This is a genomic window from Rhizobium sp. FKL33 (genome assembly GCF_005222915.1).
GTDB lineage: Bacteria > Pseudomonadota > Alphaproteobacteria > Rhizobiales > Rhizobiaceae > Rhizobium_E.
This window is the reverse complement of sequence record NZ_STFX01000024.1, coordinates 20,103-45,252: the sequence shown is the minus strand read 5'-3', so window position 1 is coordinate 45,252 and position 25,150 is coordinate 20,103. Positions and strand designations below refer to the sequence as shown.

Here is a 25,150-nt window from a genome sequence, read left to right as displayed (position 1 = left end):
GTCTGAGCGAGTTGCGGGATCTGGCTGATGATGCGCTTCGCCATGCCAACACGGGCGATCAGCGCGAGGCGTTTTTGCTGGCATCTCAGGCGAATCCCCTGTTCATCCCGCGCGCAACGCCCGCAACCCCAATCAATGCAGTCCAGCTCAACTATTTCATCAGTCAGGCGCGCATGGCGGCCGCCAACGGAAAGACCGACCGCATCCTCGTCTGCGCTCCGATGAAGTCAGGGTCGACATTCGTCTCGGATGCGATCGCCAAAGGCCTCGATCTGCAAAAGACGAGCCTGCTGCTGATGATGGCGCGGCCCTATGATTATGTGGCGCTGGGAGCGGGCAACCGAACGCATGAAATCGATGAACTGGCGCTGCTCAGCGCCTGCTTGCTGCCGGGCGGATTTGTCGCCCATCATCACATGACATGCAGCCCTTATCTGGCCCGCCAGGCCGCCGTCTACAATCTGAAATTCATTCTCATGAAGCGGAATGTGTTCGATTCCATCGTCAGTCTCGACGAGTTTTGCCTGAAAGGGGCATCGTCCGACGATATGTTCGGCGGCGATTATCTCCGGCGCGGCCTGCCGATGGACTGGTCGAAGCTCGACGAGCACACGCGCATCGAGAAACTGTTGGACCGATTTTTGCCATTCTACGTGCACTATTATGTTTCCTGGATATTTCTCGAACAGACAAAGTGGGTCAGGCCGTTATGGATCTCCTACGAAAGGGATGTCTTGGGAGACAAGGCGCATCTCGCCGCCCGCCTCGGGGAATGGTTGGGGCGCGACGCCGACGGCAAAACTGCTTTGAGGGCGACGCTCGATCATCAGCCAAAACTCGCCGCCATCCATTTCAACAAGGGCGTTGCTGGGCGCGGGGAGAAGATCAAGGGCGCAAACCGGGCCAGGGTGCTTGCGGCCTTCCGTGATTTCGAAGATCTCGCCGATTGCAGCGATATCCTCGCTTGAATTGATTGTCGGGACGGCGATTTTCCGCTCTGCGACTACACGCGTCGAGCGGGCGCGGAAAAGCGCGAATATTACCTTTGTCATCCGGATGTCGTCAGCCCAAACCGGCTGAGGAGCAGGGCAATGGCGTCTTGGAAATCAACTCCGTCGTGCTTGTTCTGCCGGCGCATGCATGGCCGGGAGCGGAATAGCATTTCGTCTCCCCGCCATCCTCTTGCCGCAATCTCGGTCTTCAGTTATGTAATGTTATTACATTAACTTTCGGAAACCCGATGCGGCGCAGTTTTTCCCTTTCTCCCGGCCTTCTCGGCCAGTCTTCTCTCCTGCGCGTCGCCTTCGCGCTCGTCGTTATCGCCGGGCTCTGGGCGGCCGTGGTCTGGGCGGTCGCCCTGCCATGAGCGCCGCGATCCGCATCTCCAATCTCACGCTTGCCTATCGCCGGCATCCGGCGGTGCACCATGTCTCGGGCGAGTTCGGCGCGGGCAGCCTCACCGCCATCGCCGGGCCGAATGGGGCGGGCAAATCGACGCTTCTCAAGGCGCTGATGGGCGAGATCCGGCCGGTCGAGGGGCGCATCGAGCATCGGCTGTCGCGCCATGATTTCGGCTATCTGCCGCAGGCCGCCGAGATCGACCGGCGCTTTCCCATTTCGGTGATCGAGACGGTGATGCTCGGCGCCTGGGGCCGGGCAGGGGCCTTCGGGCGCATGACGCGCGCCGATCTCGCCAAGGCCGAGGAGGCGCTCGCCGCCGTCGGCCTCATGGGCTTCGAACGCCGCCCGATCGGCCAGCTCTCGGCCGGCCAGTTCCAGCGGGCGCTGTTCGCCCGGCTGCTGCTGCAGGATGCGCCTGTCATCCTGCTCGACGAGCCCTTCACCGCCATCGACGCCCGCACCACCGCCGATCTCCTGGCGCTGGTGGCCGGCTGGCATGGCGAAGGCCGCACGGTGGTGGCGGTTCTCCATGACGTCGAACAGATCCGCGCCCATTTTCATGAGACGCTGCTGATCGCCCGCGAACAGGTCGCATGGGGCCCGACAGCGTCGGCGCTGTCGCCGGCCAATCTCCTGAAAGCCCGGGCCATGTCGGAAAGCTGGGATGAGACGGCGGGCGTCTGCGTTCGCCCGGAGGTCGCGGCATGACGGCCTATGATTTCTTCCTCGCGCCGTTCGCCGATTTCGGCTTCATGCGTCGGGCGCTGGTCGCCTCGCTGTGTCTTGCGGTCGGCTCCGGCCCCATCGGCGTCTTCCTGATGCTCCGGCGCATGAGCCTGATGGGCGACGCCATGAGCCATGCCGTGCTGCCGGGCGCGGCGATCGGCTATCTCGCGGCGGGAACGCTGTCGGTCTCGGCCATGAGCCTCGGCGGCCTCGTCGCCGGCCTGTCTGTGGCGCTGCTCGCAGGTCTCGTCAGCCGCGGCAAGACGCTGCCGGAGGATGCGAGTTTCGCGAGCTTCTATCTGGCGTCCCTGGCGCTCGGCGTGCTGATCGTCTCGCTCAAGGGCTCCAATATCGATCTCCTGCATGTGCTGTTCGGAACGATCCTCGCCATCGACGCCGAAGCCTTGACGCAGATCGCGGCCATCGCCTCCTTCACGCTTCTGGCGCTCGCCGTCATCTACCGGCCGCTGGTGGCGGAATGTTTCGATCCCGGCTTTCTCCGCGCCGTCGGCGGGCGCGGCCCCATCCATCACGCGCTGTTTTTGTTTCTCGTCGCGCTCAATCTGGTCGCCAGTTTCCAGGCTTTGGGCACGCTGATGGCGGTGGGGTTGATGATGCTGCCGGCGGCCATAGCCCGGCTCTGGACCGACCGCCTGCCGGCGATGATGTTGATCTCGGCGGTGTCGGCGGCCGCCGCCAGCTATCTCGGCCTGATCGCCTCCTATCATCTCGAACTCGCCTCCGGCCCGACCATCATCATGGCGGCGGCGCTGTTCTTCGTCGTCTCCTTGGCCGTCGCCCCGTCGGGCTGGTTGCCGAAACTCTTTCCCCGTCCGCATCTCGAGGGCTGAACCCCTCGATCATCCCGAAAGGAAGCCTGCCATGAAGAAAACCCTGCTCTACGCGTCTGCCCTGCCTGTAATCCTCGCTTTCGCCGCCCCGGCCTTTGCCGATGAGATCCCCGTCGTCGCCTCCTTCACCGTGCTCGCCGATGTCGCCAAACAGGTCGGCGGCGACCATGTCACGGTCAAAAGCCTTGTCGGCCCCAATGGCGATCCCCATGAATTCGAACCGTCGCCCGCCGACGCCAAGGCGCTGAAATCGGCCAAGGTGGTCTTCGTCTCGGGCGAGGGGCTTGAAGGCTGGATGGATAGGCTGATCACCGCCTCGGGCTATCAGGGCAAGCCGGTCACCGCCTCCCATGGCGTCAAGACGCGCAAGATGGAAGAGGACGGCAAAACCATCACCGATCCGCATGTCTGGAACAGCCCGGTCAATGTCAAAGTCTGGGTGAAGAATATCGAGGCGGCGCTGATCAAGGCCGATCCCGCCGACGCCGAGGCCTACAGGGCCAACGCCAAAGCCTATCTCGCCAAGCTCGACGCTCTGAACGCCTACGCCCATTCCCGCATCGATCCCATTCCGGAAAGCGCGCGCAAGGTGCTGACCAGCCACGACGCCTTTGGTTATTTCGGCCGCGAATACAAGGTGCGCTTCCTCGCCCCCATCGGCGTCTCGACCGAAACGGAGGCCTCGGCCGGCGACGTCGCCAGACTGATCAACCAGATCAAGGCCGAGCATGTGAAGACCTATTTCTTCGAGAACTCCAACGATCCGCGCCTCGTCAAGCAGATCGCCAAGGCGACCGGCGCGAGCGCTGGCGGCGAACTCTATGTGGAATCGCTGTCGGACAAGGACGGCGTGGCGCCGACCTATGAGACGATGTTCCGCTACAATGTCGATCAGCTCGCCGCCGCCATGGGCAAGAGCAGCTGACCTTCAAATGCGACGCCCTTCCGCGCAGGCCGCGGAAGGGCTTCTGTTAATTCCGCGCTGACGGATTCCGCCCGCGAACCGCGGGGTTCTTCGGCCCGTCAACTGAAATTGAAATCACTCTCGGTCAACTGGCTCTTCAAAACCCCCATCAGCTTGATCGAGCTTGTATTGGTTCCGAGAATATCGAAGATGATGGTGCAATTGCCCTGCCCGTCGTCGACAATGCGGTCGTCAGCCAGGAACGCCGCAAGGCTTTGAAACTGGGTTCCGACTTTCAGAACATCGCCCGAACCGTTGCCGGCCACAAAATCGGTGATCGTGTCGACGCCGAAGTTGGAGACGAATACATTCTCCCGGGTGGCGAACACAAACTCGTCGTCGCCGTCGCCGCCGGTCAGGGTGTCGTTGCCGCCTCGACCGGCGAGCATGTTGATTCCGGAATTGCCCGTGAGGATGTTGTCGCCGCTCGTGCCAAAGAAACCCGATTTGAGGCTTCCTGTAAGGGTGCCGTTTTCGAAATTGCCATCGCTGAGCCTGTTCAGGTCGATGGTGCCCATGGAGTCGACGATAGTGTCGTTGCCCTCGTTTGCATATTCGGTGATTTCATAGGTGCTTCCGACGACAATATAGGTGTCGTCGCCGTCGCCCCCGGCCATTCGGTCGACTCCATTCCCGCCGCCGTCGAGCACGTTGTCGCCGCTATTGCCCACCAGCCAGTTGGCTCTCGAATTGCCGGTCGCATTGATGTCGGACGATCCGAGCAGGGTGATCCGCTCCATCTCCGCCCCGAGCGTATAGGAAATGGTCGAATAGACAGTGTCGTCGCCATACCATTCATACAATTCGCTGATGGTGTCGCCAGCGTCGTCGACATAATAGACGTCGTCGCCGTCATCGCCATCCATCGCATCGGCGCCGGCCCCGCCGTTCAGCGTATCATTCCCGAGACCGCCCATGAGCGTGTTGTCGCCGCTGTTGCCGGTCAGGATGTTGTCGAGATCGTTGCCCGTGGCGCTGGCATCGGCCGAGCCCAGCAACGTCAGATTCTCGATGCCGGAATAGTCCGCCAGGCTGCGGGACACGGTGGAGGTGATGGTGTCTGAGCCTGAGGTGTCGGTCACCGCATCGTCGGCATCGGCTAGCACATAGGTGTCGTCGCCCGCTCCGCCGACGAGGGCGTCGATGCCGGCGCCGCCGTCGAGACTATTGTTTCCGGCATTGCCGGTCAGCGTGTTGGCGGCGTCATTGCCGGTGGCGTCGATATCGGCGGTTCCCAGCAGCACGACATTCTCAATCCCGGAGAAAAGGGAGAGGTTGCGAGTGATGGTTGAGGTCACAGTGTCATTGCCCGATGTGTCCGACACCGTATCCGAGCTGTCGTCACCCAGCACATAAGTATCGTCATCGGCTCCGCCCATCAGCGTGTCGGCGCCAAGGCCGCCGATCAGCGTATCCGCTCCCGCTTCGCCCGCGAGCGCGTTGTCGCCGTCATTGCCGGTCAGCACATTGCCAAGTTCGTTGCCGGTCCCGTCGATCGCGTCGCTGCCGGTCAGTGTCAGGTTCTCTATATTTGCGCCGAGTATCCAGGAAAGTGAAGCGCGGACGAGATCGGCGCCCTCATCCGCCTGTTCGGTGGTGATGTCGCCCGTTTGATCGACCACATAGGTGTCGTCGCCCGCTCCACCGATCAGCGTGTCCAGTCCGAGACCGCCATCGAGGATATTGGCGGCCGAGTTGCCCGTCAGGCTGTTGCCGGCGCTGTTGCCCGTGGCGTCGATAGCGTCGCCGCCTGTGAGAACCAGGTTTTCGATATTGACGGCGAGCGCAAAGGTGATCGAGGACCGGACCGTATCCGTGCCGGCATCTGCCGCCTCCGTGACGGTGTCGCCGGCATTGTCGACGATATAGGTGTCGTTGCCGTTGCCGCCGGCCATCGTGTCGGCGTTCGCGCCGCCATCGAGCGTATTGTCGGCGGCGTTGCCGGTCAGCGAATTGGCGGCGCTATTGCCTGTTGCATTGATCGCGGCGGCGCCGGTCAGGACGAGATTTTCGATATTGGCGCCGAGCATGAAGCTGACCGAGGCGTTGACGGTGTCGGCGCCTTCGCCAGCCTTTTCGATGACTGTGTCACCGGCATTGTCGACGATATAGGTGTCGCTCCCTTTGCCGCCGCTCATCGCATCGCCGCCGCCCTTGCCGTCAAGCGTGTTGGCGGCCGTGTTTCCGGTCAGGATATTGGCGGCGTTGTTTCCTGTGGCGTTGATGGACTTGCCGCCGGTGAGGGTGAGATTTTCGATATTGTTGGCCAGCGAAATGCTGATCGAGGACTGAACGAGGTCCACACCTTCGCCCGCCTTCTCATTCACCTTGTCGCCGGCATCGTCGACGATATAGGTGTCGTCGCCCTTGCCGCCGCTCATCGTGTCGGCGCCACCCTTGCCGTCGAGCGTGTTGGCGGCCGTGTTTCCCGCAAGGACATTGGCGACGGTGTTGCCGACGCCGTTGATGGCCTTGTTTCCGGTCAGCGTGAGGTTCTCAACATTGGCCGCAAGGGTGAAGCTGACGGAGGCCTGGACGAGATCTATGCCCTCATTGGCCTTTTCGACGATTTTGTCATTGAGGTTGTCGACTACATAGATGTCACTGCCGAGGCCGCCGAACAGGCTGTCCGCGCCCAGAAGGCCCGATATAGTGTCATTGCCTTCCAGTCCGAAAATCTCGTCGTTCGAATTGGAGCCAATAAGCGTCTCCGAGCGTTTTGTTCCGGTAATTCTGGCCAACGGGTTCCCCTCCAGATTGTGTAATTATGTGTGTTCGCCGATAAATTATAATAAAATCAACAATGTAGTAATTTAGAAACCATGTAAAGAACGGGAGTTCAGAAATATTGACGGAGCCAACACGGCTGCTCGACTGCCGATGTTTATTTAATCTATATCCGTTGGGGTGCGAGTTTTTCCGATTTCTGCCCGGGGAGATTTCTGGCCCCTGGTGTCTCGTTCGCTGATGCTGTGGCCGCCTTAGGACGCAACGGCAGTTATTGTGTTTGCGTCCAGGCGGATATCCGACGGGGGCTCGGGATCGCAGTTGGCGCTTCGGCGTGAGCCGCGTCGGACCGATGACGCGGGATCTCTCCCGCTCCGCGAAAGCTTTCCGGAGCCTTATGGGCTTTTCCTGATTCGGCGTTAGCCGCCTGATACTTCGGAGCATTCCATGAGTTGGACCGGCCGGAAACTCTTTTACTCCTATCTGTTTCCGAACAGGGGCACCAGCTATGTCGGTGATCTCGATAAGAGCTCACTCTATAGCGGCGACATCACAGTTGGTTCCGATGTCGAGATCGGCAAGAACGCCGAACTCTTCCAGATCGATGTCTATGAAAAGGGCTTTTTCATCGATTTCAAGAAAACCGCCGTCTGGAGCAAGACGGTGTTCAACGGTCCCGTCTTCGCCGACAAATATGGCGAGATCGAAAAAATCCGGGGTTTCACCCTCAATACGAATATTACGAATCTCACCAAGGACGATGTCCGCCTGTCGCATCGTTTCGGGGCGACCTCCCAGGATGAAGCCGGCGAGGATGCGCTCGCCATCAATCTCGGCGGCCTTGCCACCACGCAGTACAGCTATATTTTCATCACCTTCAAGATCAAGCTCAACACCGTCTTCGCCGAAAAGCTCAACGACAAGGACAATACGGTCACCGGAACCGCGCTCGGCGACCGCATGAACGGCAAGGACGGCAAGGACACGCTGGATGGCGCCGGCGGCGACGACCAGTTGATCGGCGGCAAGGGCGATGACCGGCTGACCGGCGGAGAGGGTGACGACCAGTTCATCTTCGACCGCTACAGTTCCGACATCGTCACCGATTTCAACAAGGTCAAGGACGACGACGACCGTCTGGGGCTCGCCGGCATTCCCGAAATCGGCGACTACAAGGATCTCGTCGACAATCACATGACCCAGAAGGGCGCTAATGTGGTGATCGATTTCGGCAATGGCGAGACAGCCACGATCCTCGGCGTGACGATCAAGGAGATCGGCCGCGAAGACGTTTTGGTGTGACCTGCGCCGCCCGAGAAAGTCCAGTCCGCCTGGCGCGGCCTTTGGAACTGCGCCACTTTGACCTTTTGCGCCCGTCCGGCCCCGATGCTACCGATGCTGCGGGGGAAATCGGGAGTGTCTGATGCAGGGCGATGTCTGGTTCGTCTATGATGGGGAGTGCCCGCTGTGCCGGGTCGCGGCGCAGGCGCTGCGCATCCGTCAGTCTGTCGGGCGTCTGCATCTCGTCGATGCGCGCACGGAGCGGGACCATCCACTGATGGCGAAGATCAACGCCGCCGGCCTCGATCTCGACGAGGGCATGGTGCTCGCCTATGGCGACCGGCTCTATCACGGCGCCGAAGCCCTGACGCTGATGAGCCTCCTCGGCTCCGGCCGTGGCTGGTTCAATCGCATGAATGCGCTCTTGTTCCGCTCGCCCGGGCTCGCCCGCGTCACCTATCCGCTCATGCGCGCGGTCCGCAATCTTCTGATCCGCCTGCTCGGCGCGGGCAAGATCGACAATCTCGGCGGGCGCTGATGGACAGGCCGTCGCTGTTCGAGAAGGTCTTTGGCCCGGACTGGGAGGCGCTGCCGCCTGTGCTGCGCCAGCGCTATGCGCCGCGCGCCGGCTCCCGCGATCTCGTGCTGCTCAAGGGCGCGCTGACCATCACCATGGCGCCTTGGCTGGAAAGGCTTTCGCCGCTCATCAAACTCTCGCGCACGCTCGCGCCGTTCACAGGAGAGAACATCCCCGTCGTCATCCGCTTCTGCGGCGAGGCGGGCGTGGAAGCCTGCGATTTCGATCGCTCCTTCATGCGGCCCGACGGACGCACGCACCGCTTCCGCTCGCGGCTCACGCCCTATTTCAGCGACGAGATGGTGGAATATATGCCGGCCGGCTTCGCCTGGCGCGCCACCTACCGCTGGGACGGCGCCCGCATCGCCATAACCCATCGCGGCTATCTCCTGCCGCTCTTCGGTCGCCTGCTTCCCCTGCCGCTCGATTTTCTCTTCGGCCGGGGCGAGGCCGAGGAGGAGGCGATCGATCAGGACCGCTTCCGCATGAAGATGCGCCTGCTGCATCCCTGGTTCGGGGAGATCTACAGCTATCGCGGCGAGTTTACGGTGGCTCGGGTGGAGGCGGTGGATTGAGGGGGCTCAAGCCGCCTCGGTTACGGTGATCTCGATCTTCAATCCGGCTACCACGGCCATGTTGACGAGCGTATCGAGCGCGAACAGCGAGATCTTGCCGCGCAGCAGATCGGAGATGCGCGGCTGGCTGACGCCCAGCCGTCCGGCCGCCTCGGATTGCGTCCAGCCTTTGGCGTGGATATGCGTCTCGAGCGCCATCATCAGCTTTGCCCGCAGCTTCATATTTTCGGCTTCGGACGGGCTGTCCTCGAGCGCGTCCCAAACATTGGTGAATGCCTGCTGGGTCATGGCCTGATCTCCTTCACGAGGTCGCCGTAGCGCTTTATGGCAAGGTCAAGATCCGTCTTGTTGGTCTTCTGCGTCTTTTTCTGAAAACACGGCAGCACATAGACAGTGCCGGCAAACTTGGCCACGTAGATCACCCGAAATGCGCCAGACTCGTCACGAATCCTGATTTCCTGACCGCCCGATCCGATTTCAGGCATTGGCTTCCAGTCATGTGGCGATAGCCCGTTCTGCACCCTATCGAGCTGATAGCCAGCATCTCTTCGCGCAGTCTCTGGAAAGGTGCGCAAATCGTTCAAGGCGCTGCCGCGGAAGATCAGCATCTTCATGAGGGGCTGTATACAAAATTTTGTATAAACTTACAAGGGCTATGCGTGCTGCCACGCTATTCACACCCCCTCAGAAACGCCGCCAGCCGCTCCCCGGCCTCTTCCACCGCTCCGTCATTGGAAATCACCAGGTCGTAATCCTCCGGGCGGTCCTCGACTTGCCGCGCCAGCCGCGCCTTGATCTCCTCGAGGCTTTCGCGGCCGCGCGCCGCCAACCGCCGGGCCAGCACCTCGGGCGCCGCCGTCACCAGCACCGTTTCGACATGGCCAAAGGCTGCGCGAAACAAGGGCAGCGCCCGGCGCGAGCCGTTGACCAGTCGCACCGCGCCCGAGGCGAGGTCCTGCCGCAGTTCCGCCGGCACGCCGTAGCACAGGCCATGCGCGCCCCAGTCGACGCAGAAAGCGCCTTCAGCTTTCAAGCGGGCGAAATCGTCGAGGCCGCAGGCGGAATGGGCTTCGCCGCCGGCCTCCTCGGGCCGGGTGATCACCCGTTGCACCACGCCGAAATCGGCCCGGTTGGCGAGCGCGCGGCGGGCATAGTCGATCAGCGTGTCCTTGCCGGCGCCCGAGGGGCCGACGATCACCACCAGCCGGCCGCGCGTCGAAAGCGCAGGCTTGATCGCCAGATCCATCACGCCACCCGTCGTCCCTGCCGCCAGACCGAACGCACCACTGGAACGCCATGGTCGCGGCGGATGCGCACGAGGTCGGCGCGCAGGCCCGAGGCGATGCGGCCGCGATCGTCGAGGCTCACGGTCTTCGCCGGCGTCGCCGTCACCATGCGGATCGCTTGCGGCAGATCGATACCATTCTCCTCATCGGCCAGCACGAAAGGCGCATGGATCAGGCTGAGCGGCACATAGTCGGAGGAGAGCACGTCGAGCACACCATGGCCGGCGAGATCGCGGGCGGCGATATTGCCGGAATGCGACTTGCCGCGCACGATGTTCGGCGCGCCCATCAGCACGCTCATGCCGGCTTCATGCGAGGCCTGGGCGGCTTCGAGGCTGGTCGGGAACTCCGCCAGCCTGACGCCGAACCCCTTGGCTTCCTCGACATGGTCGAGCGTGGCGTCGTCATGCGAGGCCACCGTCACGCCGCGCTGGTGGCAATGATCCACGATCGCCCGGCGATGCTTGTCGGCGTAGAGCGCCGAGGCTTCCTGACGGCGCGCCACGAACTGGGCGAAGGCCTCGTCGGAGAGGCCGCGCTTGGTCTTGTAGTAGAGTGTGTACTGATCCATCGTCTGGAACTGCCGTTGTCCCGGCGCATGGTCCATCAGCGACGCCAGCCGCACTTCGGCGACGTCGGTGAAGGCGTCGAAATGATCGAGCACGTCGGCGGCAGAGACTTCGCAGCGCAGATGGATGAGGTGGTCGGCGCGCAGCCGGCCTTCTTCCTGGGCGCGCTTCAGCGCATCCGCCATCTCGCGCATCTCGCCCGGCGCAAAGCCGCCGTCTTCGTCCGAGCCCATGCGCAGGCAGTCGAACACGGTGGTGATGCCGGACGAAGCCACCTGCGCGTCATGCGCCTGAATGGCCGAGACCATCTGCCAGCGCACGCCGGGCCGCGGCGAATAATGGCTTTCGAGATGGTCGGTATGCAGTTCCACCAGCCCGGGGATCAGGAAGTCGCCCTCGAAATCCTCGCCTGTCGTCGTCGGCCCGGTGTCGATGTCGACGATGATCCCGTCGCGCGCGACAAGCGAGCCGGTGACGATTTCGTCTTCGAGGACGATGCGGGCGTTGCGGAGGATGAGCTCTTCGGTCATGCGGAGACTGCTTTCTTTGGAGAGGCGGGCGCGCCGGCGCGCGGCAGGATGATGGTCGATCCGGCCGAACCGATCAAGCGCGAGCGCAGCGCATTGGATATGTGGTCGAAGACAAAGACGACAATAAGGATGAGGATCACCATATAGGCGACATTTTCCCAGTCGCTGTTGGTGCGCATGGCTTCCCAGAGTTTCAGCCCGATGCCGCCAGCGCCGACCGCGCCGAGAATGGTGGCCGAGCGCGTGTTGGATTCCCAGAAATAGAGGGCTTGCGACAGGAAGACCGGCATCACCTGCGGCAGCACGCCATAGCGGTTGACGGCGATGGGGGAGGCGCCCACCGAGCGCACGCCTTCAGGCTGCTTCTGGTCGACATTTTCCAGCGCCTCGGCATAGAGCTTGCCGAGCGTGCCGGTGTCGGTGAAGAAGATCGCCGACATGCCGGCCAGCGGTCCGGGGCCGAAGGCGCGGGTGAAGAACAGCGCCCAGATCAGCATGTCCACCGAGCGCAGGAAGTCGAAGAAACGCTTGATCCCCTGATTGGCGAGACGGCTGCCGGTGATGTTGCGCGCGGCGAGGAAGGACAGGGGAAAGGCGATCAGCGTCGCCAGAACCGTGCCGACAAAGGCCATTACGATGGTCTGCATCAGCTTGATCCAGACATCGAGATGCTGCCAGGACGGATTGTAGAGGAAATCGTCAAGCGCCAGCGACAGATTGCTGGTTCCCGGCTTCAGCTCGGGGCCTGAGGCGATCAGACTGATGACCTCACGGACGCTCTTGCCGAAAAAGGCGGAATTGGTGTCGAAGAAGAAATTCGGCCAGCCGAAGAAGCGGTTGCGGATGCGCACCCGGTCGTCCTCTATATCCGCCCAGCCTGATAACCCCAGCGACACGGTGATCTTGCCGCCCGGCGACCGCTGCTCCGCCCAGGCGGGCAGGGGCTCGGTCAGCCGCGTTTCGCCGGAACCGTCGAGAAGTACGGTCAGCGTCTCGGAGCCGCGTTTAACCAGCACGCGACCGGGCGTGGTTTCGATCGAGGTCGAGGAGGAGAAATTGACGGTGACTTTCGTGGCGACCTGTTCGGTCTCGCCCGGCGCCGCTGCGACATCGGGCGTTGCCGCGGGCGCGGGTTCGGTCGCCTTCGGCGGCGCCATGAAGCTGATCGTCGATTTTTTCTGCGGCGCGACGGAGGCGTCGGTTGCGGCTGGTGTTTCCGGCGCAGCCTTCGCCTGGGTGGTGAAATCGGCGACCAGCCAGTCGGGTCGGGGATCGTTCAATCCGGCCGGGTCGGCGCGGTTGAACACCACCCGCAATTTGCCGTCCTTGCCGATCTCGATGTCGGGTCGGCTTTCATAGGACACCCAGTCGGCGAGATAGGCGCCGGCGATGCCCCAATTGGCGTTGGAAAGCACCGCGCCGATATGGAAGAACCAGGCGCAGAACACGAGATAGAGCAGGAACAGGCCGGTGAAGACGGGGCCGCGCAGGCGACGCCAGGCGCTGCGCTCGAAGATCTCCGGATGGCGGGCGACGATGGCGTCCATGTCGGGGCGGGCGATGCGGGTCATGGTCTGTCTCCTCAGCCGATCGGGGTGAAAGCCTGTTCGCCCACCAGCCGCTTGCGCAGCCAGGCGGAGAACTGGTCGACGGCGATGATCGTCACCAGCAGCAGGCCGACGATGGCGATCGTCTTCGCCGCATGGCTCTGGCTGATCGACAGGCGCAGGAGTTCGCCGATGCCGCCGCCGCCGACGGCGCCGATGATGGTCGAGGCGCGAACATTGATTTCCAGCCTGAGCAAGAAGTAGCTGATGAAATTCGGCAGCACCTGCGGGACCATGCCGAAGCGCACCCGCTCGAACCAGTTGGCGCCCACTGCCCGCAGGCCTTCGTCGGGCTTCATGTCGGCGTTCTCGATCACCTCGTAGAACAGTTTGCCGAGCGCGCCGATCGTGTGCAGGCTGACGGCGATGATGGCGGGCACCGGACCGAGCGACAGGATGGCGAGGAAGAAGCCGGCGATCACCACTTCGGGAAAGGCGCGCAGGATTTCCATGTAACGCCGCGCGAACGCCCGGATCCACGGATTGGGCATCATGTTTCTGGCGGCGAGAAAGGCCAGCATGAAGCCGAACACCACGCCGATGACGGTCGAGATCAGCGCGATATTGATCGTCTCGATCATCTTGTAGATATATTCCGGCAGATACAGGCTGTCTGTCAGGTAATAGCGGCCTTCGGGATAATTGTATTTCAGGCTTCCGTCGTCATAGGGCGAGGGCAGGTCGAACAGTGCGCGGAGGATCTCGAAGGGATCGCGCGGCTGCAGCTCATGCAAAAAATCGAAGAAATAGGGCAGGCGGTCGAAGAATTTGCCGGAATTGGTCTCGTTGGCGAACCACAGCGAGCCGCTCATGGCGATCAGAAAGGCGGCAAGCCCGATGAACGTATAGAGGCGGCGGCGGGCGGCGAGATCGCGCCAATGCTGTTCGACGAGTCGTCCGTTTTCGGACAGAACCGGATGGGTGTTGCTGAGGGCCATGTCCGCCTGTTCCCGCATGTCGTATCGCGTCCGCGGATCATCCGCAGCCGTCGTCAGAAAAGAATGCGCCGGCGGACGCAACGCATTTCCAGGAAAAGTGCAATCGCGGTTTTCCGTCCGGAAATGCGTCGAGAAAAAAGGCTAGAGCGCGTTCGGTGATACCGTGTTCATCGAACGCGCTCTAGCTCCACCGGCGCGGATCAGGCTTCAATCAGCCGCCGATGACGGCCTTGCGGGCGTCGATGATCGGCTTGTAGAAGTCGACATTGACTTCGGTGTAGCTCTTGAAGTCGCCGCCCTGGATGGCCGAGAAGCAGGCGGGGTCGGACTTCGGCAGGTTCATCATGAAGTCCTTGAACTTGGCCTTCATGTCCTGGTTCATCGAGGTGCGGACGACGATCGGGCCGTTCGGGATCAGCGGGGATTCCCACAGCTGCACCAGGTCGTCCATGTTCAGGATGCCCTTGTCGACCATCTTGCGCAGATTGCCCGAGGTGTAGCCGTCCTTGAATTCGCCCACGCCCGAAGCCCAGGTCGTGCCGGCGTCAAAATTGCCCTTGAGCACTTCGAGAACGAGGTTTTCATGACCGCCGCCGAAGCCGGTGGAGGCGAAGAATTCCTTGACCGGCATGCCGATGGCTTCCGGCAGCGTCACGTTCGGGACGAGATAGCCCGAGGTGGAGTCCGGATCGGCGAAGCCGAGCTTCTTGCCCTTGAGGTCCTGGAGGGTCTTGTAACCCTTGTCCTTGCGGGCGACGAGCACGGAATGATAGCCCATCGAACCGTCGGTCTGCACGGTGGTCAGGATCGGCTCGACGGCCTTGGCGTTGGCGAGATAGACCTTGGCATAGGCCGAAGCGCCGAGTTCGGCGTAATCGAGCGTGCCGCCGAGCAGGCCCTGCACGACGCCGTCATAGTCCGACGCCGGGAACAGCGAGACCTTTTCGACGCCGAGCGCGGCCGGCAGCTTGTCGACCATGCACTGGTAGCTCTTCAGGCGGTCGGCTTCGTTTTCGCCGCCGAGGATGCCGATGCGGAATTCCTTGAGATCTTCGGCCATGGCGCCGGTGGCGACAGTCAGAAGCGCGACGGACGCGAACAGGACTTTCTTGAACATTGATGGTCTCCCTGAGCCGGATCATCCGGCCATGTTGATGCGGTTTTTGCCTTTGACGCGGGCGGGCGAACTGTTGACGCCTCAGACGCCGGCGAGCGCGATGGGCTCGAGCGGGCGCTCGTGACGGGCGGGTCTGGAAATGGCGGTCGAGGTCATCGTCTCGTCGATGCCGTCCTCGGTGTTGTAGATCAGCTTCACGGCTTCCGGCGTCAGCGCGTCCGGCGGACCGTCGAACACGACCGCGCCGTCGGCCATGCCGATGATGCGTTCGCAATAGTGCCGCGCCGTATCCAGCGTGTGCAGATTGGTGATCACCGTGATGCCGTCCTGCTCGTTGATGTCGCGCAGCGCGTCCATGACGATCTTGGCGTTCAACGGATCGAGCGAGGCGATCGGCTCGTCGGCGAGCAGCACTTTCGGCTCCTGCATCAGGGCGCGGGCGATGGCGACGCGTTGCTGCTGGCCGCCCGACAGCGTGCCGGCGGGCTGCAGCGCCGTCTGCTCGATGCCGAGACGTTCGAGCGCGGCGATCGCCATGATCCGCTCCTCGCGGGAGAACAGGCCGAGCACCGACATCACCGTCGAGCGATGGTTCAGCCGGCCGAGCAGCACATTGGTCAGCACGTCGAGCCGGGGCACCAGGTTGAACTGCTGGAAGATCATAGCGCAATCGCGCTGCCAGCGCCGCAGCGCCTCGCCTCTGAGGCTGGAAACTTCCTGGCCGCCGAAGCGGATCTCGCCCGAGCTCACCGGTCCGAGCCGGTTGATCATCCGGAGAAAGGTCGATTTGCCGGCGCCGGAGCGGCCGATGATCCCCACCATCTGCCCGCTCGGTATATCGAGCGTCACGTCACGCACCGCCGTCTTTGCGCCAAACTGCTTGGTGACATGCCTGAATTCGAACATGCGGCCAGCCTTTCCCATTTTATGATTTTTTAAGATCTTCCCCTTCTCTAGGCCCGCTGCTTGACTGCTGAATGTCAGTCGGATGACAGTTTTCTGACATCTGCGAGCCCGAGAGTTTCAGGCGTTTGGGGTCGATCAGACGCCCGCGTGGCGGGCGACGAATTCTTCGGCTGTCATGGATCTGAAATCATCGAGCGCATCGCGCAACCGGTCGTGGTCCCAGTCCCACCAGGCCAGCTTTTCATAGCGTTCGGCGAGCGTTTTATCGAAGCGTTCGCGGATCAGTCGCGCCGGCACCCCGCCGACGATCGTGTAGGGCGCGACGTCGCGGCTGACCACCGCGCCCGCGCCGACCACCGCGCCATTGCCGATCGTCACGCCCGGAAGCACAGTGACGCCATGGCCGAGCCACACGTCATGGCCGATGACCACGCGGTTGCCGCGCCGCCATTCGAAAAATTCGGTCTCGTCCTCGGCGTCCGGCCAGTAGTCGCCGGCGCGATAGGTGAAATGATGCAGCGTTGGCCGCCAGGTTGGGTGGTTGGTGGCGTTGATGCGCACGGAGGCGGCGATATTGGCGAATTTGCCGATCGTGGCGCACCACACCTGGCCGCCGCGCTCGATATAGGAATAGTCGTCCATCTCGAGCTCGGAGATGCGGCAGTCCTCGGCGATCTCAGTGTAGCGGCCGAGCCTGGAGTCGCTCACGCGCGCGGTCGGATGGATCAGCGGTTCAACGGAAAGCTTGGTCATCATGCGGCCTTTCGGGCGGAGAAATGCGACACGTCGATGATCTCGTCGGCCACCTCGGCGCGCACGTCCTCATCGTGGAAAATGCCGAGCAGAGCGACGCCCTCGGCCTTTTTGCTGCGGATCATGCCCACCACCACGGCGCGGTTCGTGGCGTCGAGCGACGCCGTCGGCTCGTCGAGCAAGAGCACCGGATGATCGGTGATGAAGCCGCGGGCGATGTTGACGCGCTGCTGTTCGCCGCCGGAGAAGGTGGCGGGCGGCAGGCTCCACAATGCTTCGGGCAGGTTGAGTTTCGCCAGCAATCCGGCGGCCTTGTCGCGCGCCGCCGCATGGCTTTCGCCGAGCGAGACGAGCGGCTCGGCGACCACATCGATCGCCGCCACGCGCGGCACCGCGCGCAGGAACTGGCTGACATAGCCCAGCGTATGGCGGCGGATGTCGAGGATCTCGCGGGGGCTGGCCGTGGCGAGATCGACGGTGCGGCCCTTATGGGTGATCAGGATCTGGCCGAAATCGACGCCGTAATTGCCATAGAGCATCTTCAGGATCGACGACTTGCCGACGCCCGAGGGGCCGCCCAGCACGGCGCATTGCCCCGATTTCAGCGAGAAATGCACATCGTTGACGACGGGCAGCTCGATGCCGCCGCGCAGATGCATCGTGAAGCTCTTGCGAACCTCGTGGACGATGAGGGGAGTGGTCATGTCACACCTGCAGGATCGAGGAGACGAGAAGCTGGGTATAGGGCTGGCGCGGATCATCCAGCACCCGGTCGGTCAGCCCATGTTCGATGACGCGGCCATCCTTCATCACCATCATCCGGTGCGACAGAAGGCGCGCCACGGCTAGGTCATGGGTGACGATGATGACGGCCAGACCGAGATCGGAGACGAGGCCGCGAATGAGATCGAGCAGCCGCGCCTGCACCGACACATCCAGCCCGCCGGTCGGCTCGTCCATGAAGACGAGCCGCGGCGCCGTCACCAGATTGCGGGCGATCTGCAGCCGCTGCCGCATGCCGCCTGAGAAGGCGCGCGGTTGATCGTCGATGCGGTCGGCGCCGATTTCCACCCGGGAGAGCCAGTCAAACGCCGTCTCGCGAATATTGCCGTAATGCCGGTTGCCGATCGCCATCAACCGCTCGCCGACATTGGCGCCGGCCGACACCGTCATGCGCAAGCCATCGGCCGGGTTCTGATGCACGAAACCCCAGTCCGTCCGCATCAGGAACCGCCGCTCGGCCTCGCCCATATCGGCGAGATTGCGGAACTGCCCGTCGCGCATCCGGTATTCCACCGATCCGGCCTGCGCCGACAGCCGTGTCGAGACGCAATTGAGCAACGTGGTCTTGCCCGACCCGGATTCACCGACGATGGCGAGCACTTCGCCCGGCCAGAGATCGAAATTGACGTCGAAACAGCCGATACGGCCGCCATAGAATTTCGACAGGCCATGGACTTTGAGGAGAGGGAGGTCGGTCATGCCAGGGCTCCTGAATGTGTGGTGGTTAGGTTGGAGCGTGCCGCTGCCCCCCTCTGTCCTGCCGGACATCTCCCCCTCAAGGGGGGAGATTGGCGGGCGGCAAGGCCCCGCCCTCTCTCGATGCGCGACATCGCGGCAACGACGCCATTCAATGCGGCGGAAAGCCTAAACCCCATCCAATCTCCCCCCTTGAGGGGGAGATGCCCGGCAGGGCAGAGGGGGGTGTTTTTCATCCGCAACGCCTGCGTGTCGCCCCTCATCCGGCTGCCGCCACCTTCTCCCCGTAAAACGGGGAGAAGGGCCATATGGTCCCGTCGGCGCTCCATCCTCCTTCTCCCCGCAATGCGGGGAGAAGGTCCCGGCAGGGGGATGAGGGGCTGCGCACCACGCTTGCCGCAAGACATCCAGTTCATTCCGCCGCCTCCAACTCACTCTGATCCCCCACATGACCCGCTGCACGGCGCTCCTCGCAGAAATCGGTGTCGGAGCAGACGAACATCCGGCCGCCGCGATCATCCAGGATCACCTCGTCGAGATAGGACGTGGTGCAGCCGCACAGCGCGCAGGGCCTTTCAAACCGCTGGATCTCGAAGGGATGATCCTCGAAATCGAGGCTGGTCGCCTGCGTATAGGGCGGCACCGCATAGATGCGTTTCTCACGCCCGGCGCCGAACAACTGCAACGCTTCGGAATTGTCGATTTTCGGATTGTCGAATTTCGGAATGGGCGAGGGGTCCATCACATAGCGGCCTGCCACTTTCACCGGATAGGCGTAGGTCGTGGCGATATGGCCGTTCCTGGCGATGTCCTCATAGAGCTTCACATGCATGAGGCCGTATTCTTCCAGCGCATGCATCATCCGCGTCTCGGTCTCGCGCGGTTCGAGAAAGCGCAGGGGTTCCGGGATCGGCACCTGATAGACGAGGATTTGGCCGGCTTGCAGCGTCTCCTCGGGAATGCGATGCCGCGTCTGGATGATCGTCGCCTCGCGCGTCCTGGTGGTCACCGCCACGCGCGCCACCTTCTCGAAGAAGGCGCGGATGGAAACGGCGTTGGTCGTGTCGTCGGCGCCCTGGTCGATGACCTTGAGCCGGTCCTCCGGCCCGATGATCGCCGCCGTCACCTGCACGCCGCCGGTGCCCCAGCCGTAAGGCATCGGCATTTCGCGGGATGCGAAGGGAACCTGATAGCCGGGAATGGCGATGGCCTTGAGGATCGCCCGGCGGATCATCCGCTTGGTCTGCTCGTCGAGATAGGCGAAATTATACGTGGCGATATCGGGCGTCATGGCGCGGCCTTTCCGTGCTGGGCGTACTGCGCGAGCCGCTCTTGGAGCGTGCCGGTATGGAGTTCGAACAGGTGATTGTCCCGGTCGTGGAAATAGATCGACCGGCCTTCGCCCGGAATGCGCGGCCGCGGCGGGCGCATATCGAGACCGAGCGAGGCGATGCGCTCGACATAGGCGTCGAACTCTGCGTCGGGGATATTGAAGGCGATGTGATTGTAGCTGCGCTCGCCGAGCGCCTCGCCCTGCATCACCGCCACCCAGACGCCGCCGATGAGGAAGAACTTTTCCCGCGACAGCGAGAATTGCTGCGCCCCGCTGTCGTAGATTTCCTCGGCGTCGAACACCGTCTTGAGGATCTCCGCCATGTCGTCGGGATCGCGCACGATCAGCGTGATGTGGGACAGGCCCTCGATCATTGCGCGGCCTCCATCATCTCGGTCTGGTCCTCAGAGCGGGCCTCGTATTCGGCGCGCATCTGGCGCACGAGGCCGAGTTCGGCCTGGAAATCCACGTAATGCGGCAGTTTCAGATGCTCGACGAAGCCGGTCGCCTGGACATTGTCGGAATGGGAAATCACGAATTCCTCATCCTGGGCGGGGGCGACCACGTCCTCGCCGAATTCCTGGGCCCTAAGCGCCCGGTCGACCAACGACATGGCCATGGCCTTGCGCTCGGACTGGCCGAAGACGAGGCCGTAGCCGCGGGTGAATTGCGGCGGCTGCTTGGCCGAACCCTTGAACTGGTTGACCATCTGGCATTCGGTGACGCGGATGCGGCCGAGCGAGACGGCAAAACCCAGTTCCGGCATGTCGATCTCGACCTCCACCAAGCCGATGCGGATCTCGCCGACGAAGGGATGGGTGCGGGCGTAGCCGCGCTGGGTGGAATAAGCGAGCGCCAGCAGAAAGCCCTCGTCGCCGCGCGCCAGCGCCTGCAGGCGGATATCGCGCGCCATCGGAAATTCCAGCGGCTCGCGGGTGATGTCGCCCGCAACGTGGTCGGGGCCGAGATCGCCGTCGCCCTCGATCAACCCTTCGCCGTCGAGAATGTCGGAAACGCGCATCACCCGTTCGGGCGACGCTTCCCGCCGCGCCGGCGCCTCGACCGCGCCGTCCTCAGCGAGCGAGGGATCGAGCAGACGGTGAGTGTAGTCGAAGGTTGGTCCGAGCAGCTGGCCGCCCGGCAGATCCTTGTAAGTCGCCGACACCCGCCGTTCGATCTTCATCGCGCCGGTGTCGACCGGAACGGAGGAGGCGAAGCGCGGCAGCGTGGTGCGATAGGCGCGCAACAGGAAGATCGCCTCGATCATGTCGCCGCGCGATTGGCGGATGGCGAGCGCGGCGAGCGTCCGGTCATACAGCGAGGCCTCGGCCATCACCCGGTCGACGGCGAGGCCGAGCTGGGCGATGATCTGGTCGAGCGTCACGCCCGGCAGGCCGCGGTCGCCGCGGCGGCGGTCGGCAAGCAGGCGATGGGCATTGGCGATGGCGGCTTCCCCGCCCTTGACGGCGACATACATCAGGCTTTCTCCCCATTCGTAAAGGGCGTGGCGGCGACGATGCGCGCGGAGCGCGGCAGGCACAGGCAGGCGCGCCCCGCCGTCAGAATCAGGTCGACGCCGCGCGGATAAAGCGCGTGGTTCTCGGCCCAGAGCGCCGGAAACAGTCCCGGCAAGCCCTTGGGCGAAATGGCGATGCGGTCGCGGATGCCGGGGCCGACCAGCGTCAGCTCCTCGCCGCCTTCGAGCTTTTCCAGCTCCACGATCACCGTGGTCGAGCGGTCGGGATAATCCTGGCTCCCGCGGGCGAAGGAGGCGAGCGCCGGGAAGGGCGCGCCGGCCTCGATCAGCGCAAACCGCGCCTCGCTCTTGATGTCGGTCACGGGGGCGCCGGTCTGGAAGCCCAGCCAGGCTGCGGCGCCAGCTTTCACGAGAGCGGGCGAGAGATAGACGGGCGTGTCTTGATCCGTAAGCGTCAGCGCAATCGCGCTCTGGGCCCGCCCCAGTGGCTTCGGCCCCCGGGCCTCGCCCTCGATCCAGCCGATCGTTCCGGGCCGCGCCATGCAATCCATCACCACGCGAAACGCCGATTGCGCGTCGAGCACGGGGTCGGTGAAGGCGCCGGTATAGGTGTCTGTGGCGGTCATGCGCATGCTCCCTGAAAATGTGATGCGGGGAGCGTGCGGCCACCCCAGCCCGCAACCTGCAAATCGAAACGCGGGCCCATCTCAATCCTCCCCGCGCACCAACGTGAAGAAATCCACTCTCGTCGCCGCCGTCTCGGCCGCAAGCGCCGCATCCTCTTCAGCAATTCGCGCCTCGATCGTGGCGACCAGCCCATCCACCGCAGCGGAAAACTCGTCGCGCTGTCCGAGCGCATCGAGAATAGCCGCCAGCCGCGCATGCGCCTTGTCGCCGCCGAGCAGTTGCCCATGGCCGATCTCGCCGGTCGACAGCCGGACGCTCGCCCTGCTGACGCTGACTTCGCCGAGATTGAACGGCGAGCCGCCGCCGCCGATCTTGCCGCGCACCATCACCAGCCCGGTTTCAGGGCCGCGCACCGGCGAGACCGTGACATCGCCGGCATGCGTCGCCAGAAACTGTTCGAGCTCGTCGCGGCGGGCGCGGGCAAGCGCCTCCATTCGCCGCTTGCGCGGCGACGCCGTCTGGGCTTCATGGGCCGGTGAGGCTGGGGATTGTGTCATGGATCGCTCTCCATTTGTCTATTTAACTAGACAAGTCCGATGAGCGCTGTGTATCCTTGCAGCATGACAAGCTTGTGACGGGGGAACGGGTGAGCGGGGAAAAATCATCGGGCGCGGTCGAGCGCCGCTCGGGCGTCGCTCTCTGGCGGCAGATCGCCGACGCCATCAGGCAATCCATCGCCGATGGCGAATTCGAGGGCATGATGCCGGGCGAGATCGCGCTCGCCGCCCGCTTCGGCGTCAACCGGCATACGGTGCGCGCCGCTATCGCCGCGCTGGTCGAGGAGGGGCTTCTCGAAAGCGTCCAGGGCCGTGGCACGCTGATCCGCCGCCAGACCCGTTTCACCTTCCCGATCACCCGCCGCACGCGCTTTTCCGAAGGCTTGGCTGGCCAGTCGCGCGACCGCGACATCCGTCTGGTCGCCGAGGAGCGGATAGCCGCCGATCCTGCCATCGCCGCGGCGCTCACGCTGGAGCCGGGCGCAGAGCTTTTGAAGCTCACGCTGGTGTCGCGCGCCGATGGCGTGCCCGTCTCCACCTCGATCAATTATTTCGACGCGGCGCGTTTCTCCGGCATGGCGGCGGCGGTGCGCGAAACCGGCTCCATCACCCGCGCCTACGCCATGCTCGGGGTCACCGACTATATCCGCCTGACCACCGATCTCACCGCCCGCCTCGCCGATGAACGCGAGCGTCTGATGCTGGACTTGAAGCCCGGCGCCGTGGTCATGGAGGCCCGCGCCGTCAACGCTTTGCCGGACGGCGCGCCGATCCAATACGCCGTGACCTGTTTTGCGGCGGATCGCGTCACTTTGAAACTCGACATGCCCGTCTGACCTGTCACAAACCGCGCTTTTTTATTGTCATAATATGACGCTTGATTGTGACATCAGGCTCCGCTTCCCCTTGCGTGAACCCGAGGCTCTGTGAACGCGGCGGAAAACGCCAGCGACCTCAAATCCTTGGGTGGTGTAAAATCTGTAAAGCAAGGAAATTGGACGCATGAGCGGACGCAAGAAAATCTACGAGGCCCTGCTCGAGGGCGCGCGCGACGGGCTCAAGGATCAGGCGCTATACGCCTATGTCGTCGACCAGTGCTCCAAGGCCTCCAGCAAGAAAATCGTCCGCGCCTCGCTGCTCGCTCTCTCCGACCCCGACCTCAAGGACGCCGCCATCCTCGAAGCCATCTACGCGCTCGCCATCAAGCACCGGCTGGATCCGGTCCAGGCGAATGACGAGCATGAGGAGGAGGACGACAAGCCGGCGAAGAAGGGCAAGAAGTAAGCCCTCCGGCAGGATCCGACTTTGAAGGCGCGCCGCGCTGTGCACGCGACGCGCCGTTTTTCAGCCGTATGTTTTGAGTGCGGCGTAAATCGTTTCCGCCGCGATGCGCCCGGTGTTGAGCGCAAACCCCATCGAAGTGCCGGGAAAAATGAACGGATAGCTGTCGCCATAGATGGAGCAGGCGTCGGTGCCTGCGGCATAGAGGCCGGGGATCGGACGCCAGTCCTGACCGAGCACTTCCGCATGCTCGTTGATCTTGATGCCTCCGGCGCTGCCATAGGCGCTCGGGAAATGCCGCGCCGCATACCAGACGCCGCCGGTCAGTGGGCGGAGATAGCGCTGCGGCTTGTTGAACTGCGCGTCATAACCTTGGGCGCAATAGCCGTTATAGGTCTCAATGACATTGCTCAGCGTCTCGCCGTCGATGCCGGTTTGCGCCGAGAGCGCCGCGAGGGTAGGGGCGCGATAGAAATTGCCCTTGCCGCTGGCGAGGTAAGTCTCGATCGTCGCCTCGGCGTCGTCGAAGCGCTCCTTCGGGAAAACACGATTGCGCGTATCGAAATCCCGCTTCATGTCTTCCAGAATGCCGCTGTCGAACAGCAGAAAGGCCGTTTTGTCCTTCTGCTGGGCGATGGCGTTGGCGGTGAAGGTGACGTTGGGCATCACGGATTCGTCCATGAAGCGTTTGCCGAGCAGATTGACCATCACATGCGGTTGCCGGCAGGCCTCGTGAAGGGCGGGCGGCACAGTGAGCGGGTCCGGCATGCCATAGACCAGCTCCATGCCCATGTCGGTCTTCAGCGCGCCGGCCTCCCAGGCCATGCGGATTCCATCGCCCGTGACCCCGGGGATCTTGAAGGGAAAGATGTCCTTGTCGAGTTCGAAGCCGGCATGGTCGCGGATCATCTCTGCGCTATTGCCGAAGCCGCCGGTGGCGATGACCACCGATCGGGCGCGAATGGTTTCCGTCGTTCCGCCGTCCCTTGCCGTCAAAACACCTGTGACGGCGCCGTTGTCGGTGATCAGGCGCGAAACCGGTGCGTTCAGGTGGATCTTGACGCCCAACTCCAATGCGCGCTGCGTCAGGATTTTCATCATCGTGGCGGCGCCCCCGGGCCCCGGAGGCCCGTTCTCGGGCTGCACCAGATGCCAGGTGGGATAGGAGCCGGAGAAATAGGTCGCGGGTTCGGCGAAGGTGACGCCCAGACTTTCCAGCCAATGGATCGTGTCGCCGGATTTGTTGAGGAAGGCCCTGACCAGATTGGCGTCGACGCGCCAATGCGTGTAGTTCATGAAGGCTTCGAACGCCTCATCTTTGGTGGGCCGGAAAAGCCGGGCGCGCGTGTGCCGGCTTTCGATGCCCAATGGCCCCATGCCGCGATTGGCCGTACCGCCCGTTACCGCGTTCTTTTCGAAAACGGCGACCGTCAGCCCCAGTTGCGCGGCGGCAATTGCCGCTGCCAGCCCCGCTGCTCCGGCGGCTATGATCGCCACATCCACGTCAGCCCTGTTCTCCACGTCGTTCCTCCCGATCGTCGATTGGTGTCGGGCATCGTTGTAATGAGCGGATAACATAACTACAAAT

General features: G+C 63.2%; 28 protein-coding genes. 10 read left to right on the top strand and 18 right to left on the bottom strand.

Annotation, left to right across the window (positions count from 1 at the left end):
* Positions 1–173: 173 nt before the first annotated feature.
* From E8Q41_RS15445 to E8Q41_RS15430, 5 genes are all read left to right on the top strand, one after another.
* Complete coding sequence (locus E8Q41_RS15445; protein ID WP_137156447.1) at positions 174–968, top strand: hypothetical protein; 795 nt, start codon at positions 174–176, stop codon at positions 966–968.
* 272 nt (positions 969–1,240) lie between these two features.
* On the top strand, positions 1,241–1,366 hold the full coding sequence (locus tag E8Q41_RS26155; protein ID WP_281405309.1) for a hypothetical protein: 126 nt from the start codon (positions 1,241–1,243) through the stop codon (positions 1,364–1,366).
* Positions 1,363–2,109 (top strand): ABC transporter ATP-binding protein, encoded by a 747-nt coding sequence (locus E8Q41_RS15440; RefSeq protein ID WP_137156446.1) that lies wholly within the window; start codon positions 1,363–1,365, stop codon positions 2,107–2,109. The genes E8Q41_RS26155 and E8Q41_RS15440 overlap by 4 nt, the downstream gene beginning before the upstream one ends.
* Positions 2,106–2,978: a metal ABC transporter permease gene (locus E8Q41_RS15435; RefSeq protein WP_137156445.1), complete on the top strand. Its 873-nt coding sequence runs from the start codon at positions 2,106–2,108 to the stop codon at positions 2,976–2,978. The genes E8Q41_RS15440 and E8Q41_RS15435 overlap by 4 nt, the downstream gene beginning before the upstream one ends.
* A 31-nt stretch (positions 2,979–3,009) precedes the next feature.
* On the top strand, positions 3,010–3,903 hold the full coding sequence (locus E8Q41_RS15430; protein WP_137156444.1) for a metal ABC transporter substrate-binding protein: 894 nt from the start codon (positions 3,010–3,012) through the stop codon (positions 3,901–3,903).
* A 98-nt stretch (positions 3,904–4,001) separates the two neighbouring features.
* Here E8Q41_RS15430 and E8Q41_RS15425 read toward each other — a convergent pair whose 3' ends face one another.
* Positions 4,002–6,683, bottom strand: a complete 2,682-nt coding sequence (locus E8Q41_RS15425) for a calcium-binding protein (RefSeq protein WP_137156443.1) — start codon at positions 6,681–6,683, stop codon at positions 4,002–4,004.
* Between the two features lie 433 nt (positions 6,684–7,116).
* Between E8Q41_RS15425 and E8Q41_RS26150 the strand changes: the two genes are divergently transcribed.
* From E8Q41_RS26150 to E8Q41_RS15410, 3 genes are all read left to right on the top strand, one after another.
* Complete coding sequence (locus E8Q41_RS26150; RefSeq protein ID WP_137156442.1) at positions 7,117–7,971, top strand: calcium-binding protein; 855 nt, start codon at positions 7,117–7,119, stop codon at positions 7,969–7,971.
* Positions 7,972–8,092: 121 nt separating this feature from the next.
* Complete coding sequence (locus tag E8Q41_RS15415) at positions 8,093–8,488, top strand: DCC1-like thiol-disulfide oxidoreductase family protein (RefSeq protein ID WP_137156441.1); 396 nt, start codon at positions 8,093–8,095, stop codon at positions 8,486–8,488.
* Positions 8,488–9,102, top strand: coding sequence for a DUF4166 domain-containing protein (locus E8Q41_RS15410; protein ID WP_137156440.1), 615 nt, complete (start codon positions 8,488–8,490; stop codon positions 9,100–9,102). The genes E8Q41_RS15415 and E8Q41_RS15410 overlap by 1 nt, the downstream gene beginning before the upstream one ends.
* Positions 9,103–9,108: 6 nt before the next feature.
* On the opposite strand, the gene E8Q41_RS15405 is transcribed toward E8Q41_RS15410, so the two are convergent.
* The 16 genes from E8Q41_RS15405 to phnG form a co-directional block, all read right to left on the bottom strand.
* Positions 9,109–9,390, bottom strand: a complete 282-nt coding sequence (locus E8Q41_RS15405) for an XRE family transcriptional regulator (RefSeq protein WP_137156439.1) — start codon at positions 9,388–9,390, stop codon at positions 9,109–9,111.
* Complete coding sequence (locus E8Q41_RS15400) at positions 9,387–9,716, bottom strand: type II toxin-antitoxin system RelE/ParE family toxin (protein ID WP_137156438.1); 330 nt, start codon at positions 9,714–9,716, stop codon at positions 9,387–9,389. The genes E8Q41_RS15405 and E8Q41_RS15400 overlap by 4 nt, the downstream gene beginning before the upstream one ends.
* A gap of 56 nt (positions 9,717–9,772) precedes the next feature.
* Positions 9,773–10,348: a phosphonate metabolism protein/1,5-bisphosphokinase (PRPP-forming) PhnN gene (phnN, locus tag E8Q41_RS15395; protein ID WP_137156437.1), complete on the bottom strand. Its 576-nt coding sequence runs from the start codon at positions 10,346–10,348 to the stop codon at positions 9,773–9,775.
* On the bottom strand, positions 10,348–11,487 hold the full coding sequence (locus tag E8Q41_RS15390) for an alpha-D-ribose 1-methylphosphonate 5-triphosphate diphosphatase (RefSeq protein WP_137156436.1): 1,140 nt from the start codon (positions 11,485–11,487) through the stop codon (positions 10,348–10,350). The genes phnN and E8Q41_RS15390 overlap by 1 nt, the downstream gene beginning before the upstream one ends.
* Entirely contained in the window at positions 11,484–13,058 is a 1,575-nt protein-coding gene (phnE, locus tag E8Q41_RS15385; protein WP_137156435.1) for a phosphonate ABC transporter, permease protein PhnE, read from the bottom strand. The genes E8Q41_RS15390 and phnE (E8Q41_RS15385) overlap by 4 nt, the downstream gene beginning before the upstream one ends.
* A gap of 11 nt (positions 13,059–13,069) precedes the next feature.
* Entirely contained in the window at positions 13,070–14,032 is a 963-nt protein-coding gene (gene phnE, locus E8Q41_RS15380; RefSeq protein WP_137156434.1) for a phosphonate ABC transporter, permease protein PhnE, read from the bottom strand.
* Positions 14,033–14,243: 211 nt separating this feature from the next.
* Positions 14,244–15,149 carry a phosphonate ABC transporter substrate-binding protein gene (phnD, locus tag E8Q41_RS15375; protein WP_137156433.1) on the bottom strand — a complete coding sequence of 302 codons (906 nt, stop codon included), beginning with the start codon at positions 15,147–15,149 and terminating at the stop codon, positions 14,244–14,246.
* An 81-nt stretch (positions 15,150–15,230) separates the two neighbouring features.
* Positions 15,231–16,055 carry a phosphonate ABC transporter ATP-binding protein gene (gene phnC / locus E8Q41_RS15370; RefSeq protein ID WP_137156432.1) on the bottom strand — a complete coding sequence of 275 codons (825 nt, stop codon included), beginning with the start codon at positions 16,053–16,055 and terminating at the stop codon, positions 15,231–15,233.
* Between the two features lie 135 nt (positions 16,056–16,190).
* Positions 16,191–16,811 (bottom strand): DapH/DapD/GlmU-related protein, encoded by a 621-nt coding sequence (locus E8Q41_RS15365; RefSeq protein ID WP_137156431.1) that lies wholly within the window; start codon positions 16,809–16,811, stop codon positions 16,191–16,193.
* A complete protein-coding gene (gene phnL, locus E8Q41_RS15360; RefSeq protein ID WP_137156430.1) occupies positions 16,808–17,512 on the bottom strand; it encodes a phosphonate C-P lyase system protein PhnL in 705 nt (234 codons plus the stop codon). The genes E8Q41_RS15365 and phnL overlap by 4 nt, the downstream gene beginning before the upstream one ends.
* Before the next feature lies 1 nt (position 17,513).
* Positions 17,514–18,290: a phosphonate C-P lyase system protein PhnK gene (phnK, locus tag E8Q41_RS15355; protein ID WP_137156429.1), complete on the bottom strand. Its 777-nt coding sequence runs from the start codon at positions 18,288–18,290 to the stop codon at positions 17,514–17,516.
* A gap of 409 nt (positions 18,291–18,699) precedes the next feature.
* Positions 18,700–19,578 carry an alpha-D-ribose 1-methylphosphonate 5-phosphate C-P-lyase PhnJ gene (locus E8Q41_RS15345; RefSeq protein WP_137156428.1) on the bottom strand — a complete coding sequence of 293 codons (879 nt, stop codon included), beginning with the start codon at positions 19,576–19,578 and terminating at the stop codon, positions 18,700–18,702.
* On the bottom strand, positions 19,575–19,994 hold the full coding sequence (fosX, locus tag E8Q41_RS15340; protein WP_137156427.1) for a FosX/FosE/FosI family fosfomycin resistance hydrolase: 420 nt from the start codon (positions 19,992–19,994) through the stop codon (positions 19,575–19,577). Before fosX ends, E8Q41_RS15345 begins: the two co-directional genes overlap by 4 nt.
* Positions 19,991–21,097, bottom strand: a complete 1,107-nt coding sequence (locus E8Q41_RS15335) for a carbon-phosphorus lyase complex subunit PhnI (protein WP_137156426.1) — start codon at positions 21,095–21,097, stop codon at positions 19,991–19,993. The genes fosX and E8Q41_RS15335 overlap by 4 nt, the downstream gene beginning before the upstream one ends.
* Positions 21,097–21,723, bottom strand: coding sequence for a phosphonate C-P lyase system protein PhnH (phnH, locus tag E8Q41_RS15330; protein ID WP_137156425.1), 627 nt, complete (start codon positions 21,721–21,723; stop codon positions 21,097–21,099). Before phnH ends, E8Q41_RS15335 begins: the two co-directional genes overlap by 1 nt.
* Before the next feature lie 81 nt (positions 21,724–21,804).
* The gene (gene phnG / locus E8Q41_RS15325; RefSeq protein ID WP_170976504.1) at positions 21,805–22,281 is read right to left on the bottom strand and encodes a phosphonate C-P lyase system protein PhnG; all 477 of its coding nucleotides are present in this window, start codon (positions 22,279–22,281) and stop codon (positions 21,805–21,807) included.
* 89 nt (positions 22,282–22,370) lie between these two features.
* Here phnG and phnF point away from each other — a divergent pair, with 89 nt between their 5' ends.
* Positions 22,371–23,117 (top strand): phosphonate metabolism transcriptional regulator PhnF, encoded by a 747-nt coding sequence (gene phnF, locus E8Q41_RS15320; RefSeq protein ID WP_170976503.1) that lies wholly within the window; start codon positions 22,371–22,373, stop codon positions 23,115–23,117.
* 166 nt (positions 23,118–23,283) lie between these two features.
* Positions 23,284–23,565 carry a hypothetical protein gene (locus E8Q41_RS15315; RefSeq protein ID WP_137156424.1) on the top strand — a complete coding sequence of 94 codons (282 nt, stop codon included), beginning with the start codon at positions 23,284–23,286 and terminating at the stop codon, positions 23,563–23,565.
* A 60-nt stretch (positions 23,566–23,625) separates the two neighbouring features.
* Here E8Q41_RS15315 and E8Q41_RS15310 read toward each other — a convergent pair whose 3' ends face one another.
* A complete protein-coding gene (locus E8Q41_RS15310; protein ID WP_170976502.1) occupies positions 23,626–25,083 on the bottom strand; it encodes an FAD-dependent oxidoreductase in 1,458 nt (485 codons plus the stop codon).
* Between the last annotated feature and the right edge of the window lie 67 nt (positions 25,084–25,150).

Excerpts from the sequence above, each read along its gene's own strand:
- E8Q41_RS15445 (WP_137156447.1), top strand. The coding sequence starts at position 174 with ATGGCGGCCGCCAACGGAAAGACCGACCGCATCCTCGTCTGCGCTCCG.
- E8Q41_RS26155 (WP_281405309.1), top strand. The coding sequence starts at position 1,241 with ATGCGGCGCAGTTTTTCCCTTTCTCCCGGCCTTCTCGGCCAGTCTTCT.
- E8Q41_RS15440 (WP_137156446.1), top strand. The coding sequence starts at position 1,363 with ATGAGCGCCGCGATCCGCATCTCCAATCTCACGCTTGCCTATCGCCGG.
- E8Q41_RS15435 (WP_137156445.1), top strand. The coding sequence starts at position 2,106 with ATGACGGCCTATGATTTCTTCCTCGCGCCGTTCGCCGATTTCGGCTTC.
- E8Q41_RS15430 (WP_137156444.1), top strand. The coding sequence starts at position 3,010 with ATGAAGAAAACCCTGCTCTACGCGTCTGCCCTGCCTGTAATCCTCGCT.
- E8Q41_RS26150 (WP_137156442.1), top strand. The coding sequence starts at position 7,117 with ATGAGTTGGACCGGCCGGAAACTCTTTTACTCCTATCTGTTTCCGAAC.
- E8Q41_RS15415 (WP_137156441.1), top strand. The coding sequence starts at position 8,093 with ATGCAGGGCGATGTCTGGTTCGTCTATGATGGGGAGTGCCCGCTGTGC.
- E8Q41_RS15410 (WP_137156440.1), top strand. The coding sequence starts at position 8,488 with ATGGACAGGCCGTCGCTGTTCGAGAAGGTCTTTGGCCCGGACTGGGAG.
- E8Q41_RS15405 (WP_137156439.1), bottom strand. The coding sequence starts at position 9,390 with ATGACCCAGCAGGCATTCACCAATGTTTGGGACGCGCTCGAGGACAGC.
- E8Q41_RS15400 (WP_137156438.1), bottom strand. The coding sequence starts at position 9,716 with ATGAAGATGCTGATCTTCCGCGGCAGCGCCTTGAACGATTTGCGCACC.
- phnN (WP_137156437.1), bottom strand. The coding sequence starts at position 10,348 with ATGGATCTGGCGATCAAGCCTGCGCTTTCGACGCGCGGCCGGCTGGTG.
- E8Q41_RS15390 (WP_137156436.1), bottom strand. The coding sequence starts at position 11,487 with ATGACCGAAGAGCTCATCCTCCGCAACGCCCGCATCGTCCTCGAAGAC.
- phnE (WP_137156435.1), bottom strand. The coding sequence starts at position 13,058 with ATGACCCGCATCGCCCGCCCCGACATGGACGCCATCGTCGCCCGCCAT.
- phnE (WP_137156434.1), bottom strand. The coding sequence starts at position 14,032 with ATGGCCCTCAGCAACACCCATCCGGTTCTGTCCGAAAACGGACGACTC.
- phnD (WP_137156433.1), bottom strand. The coding sequence starts at position 15,149 with ATGTTCAAGAAAGTCCTGTTCGCGTCCGTCGCGCTTCTGACTGTCGCC.
- phnC (WP_137156432.1), bottom strand. The coding sequence starts at position 16,055 with ATGTTCGAATTCAGGCATGTCACCAAGCAGTTTGGCGCAAAGACGGCG.
- E8Q41_RS15365 (WP_137156431.1), bottom strand. The coding sequence starts at position 16,811 with ATGATGACCAAGCTTTCCGTTGAACCGCTGATCCATCCGACCGCGCGC.
- phnL (WP_137156430.1), bottom strand. The coding sequence starts at position 17,512 with ATGACCACTCCCCTCATCGTCCACGAGGTTCGCAAGAGCTTCACGATG.
- phnK (WP_137156429.1), bottom strand. The coding sequence starts at position 18,290 with ATGACCGACCTCCCTCTCCTCAAAGTCCATGGCCTGTCGAAATTCTAT.
- E8Q41_RS15345 (WP_137156428.1), bottom strand. The coding sequence starts at position 19,578 with ATGACGCCCGATATCGCCACGTATAATTTCGCCTATCTCGACGAGCAG.
- fosX (WP_137156427.1), bottom strand. The coding sequence starts at position 19,994 with ATGATCGAGGGCCTGTCCCACATCACGCTGATCGTGCGCGATCCCGAC.
- E8Q41_RS15335 (WP_137156426.1), bottom strand. The coding sequence starts at position 21,097 with ATGTATGTCGCCGTCAAGGGCGGGGAAGCCGCCATCGCCAATGCCCAT.
- phnH (WP_137156425.1), bottom strand. The coding sequence starts at position 21,723 with ATGACCGCCACAGACACCTATACCGGCGCCTTCACCGACCCCGTGCTC.
- phnG (WP_170976504.1), bottom strand. The coding sequence starts at position 22,281 with ATGACACAATCCCCAGCCTCACCGGCCCATGAAGCCCAGACGGCGTCG.
- E8Q41_RS15315 (WP_137156424.1), top strand. The coding sequence starts at position 23,284 with ATGAGCGGACGCAAGAAAATCTACGAGGCCCTGCTCGAGGGCGCGCGC.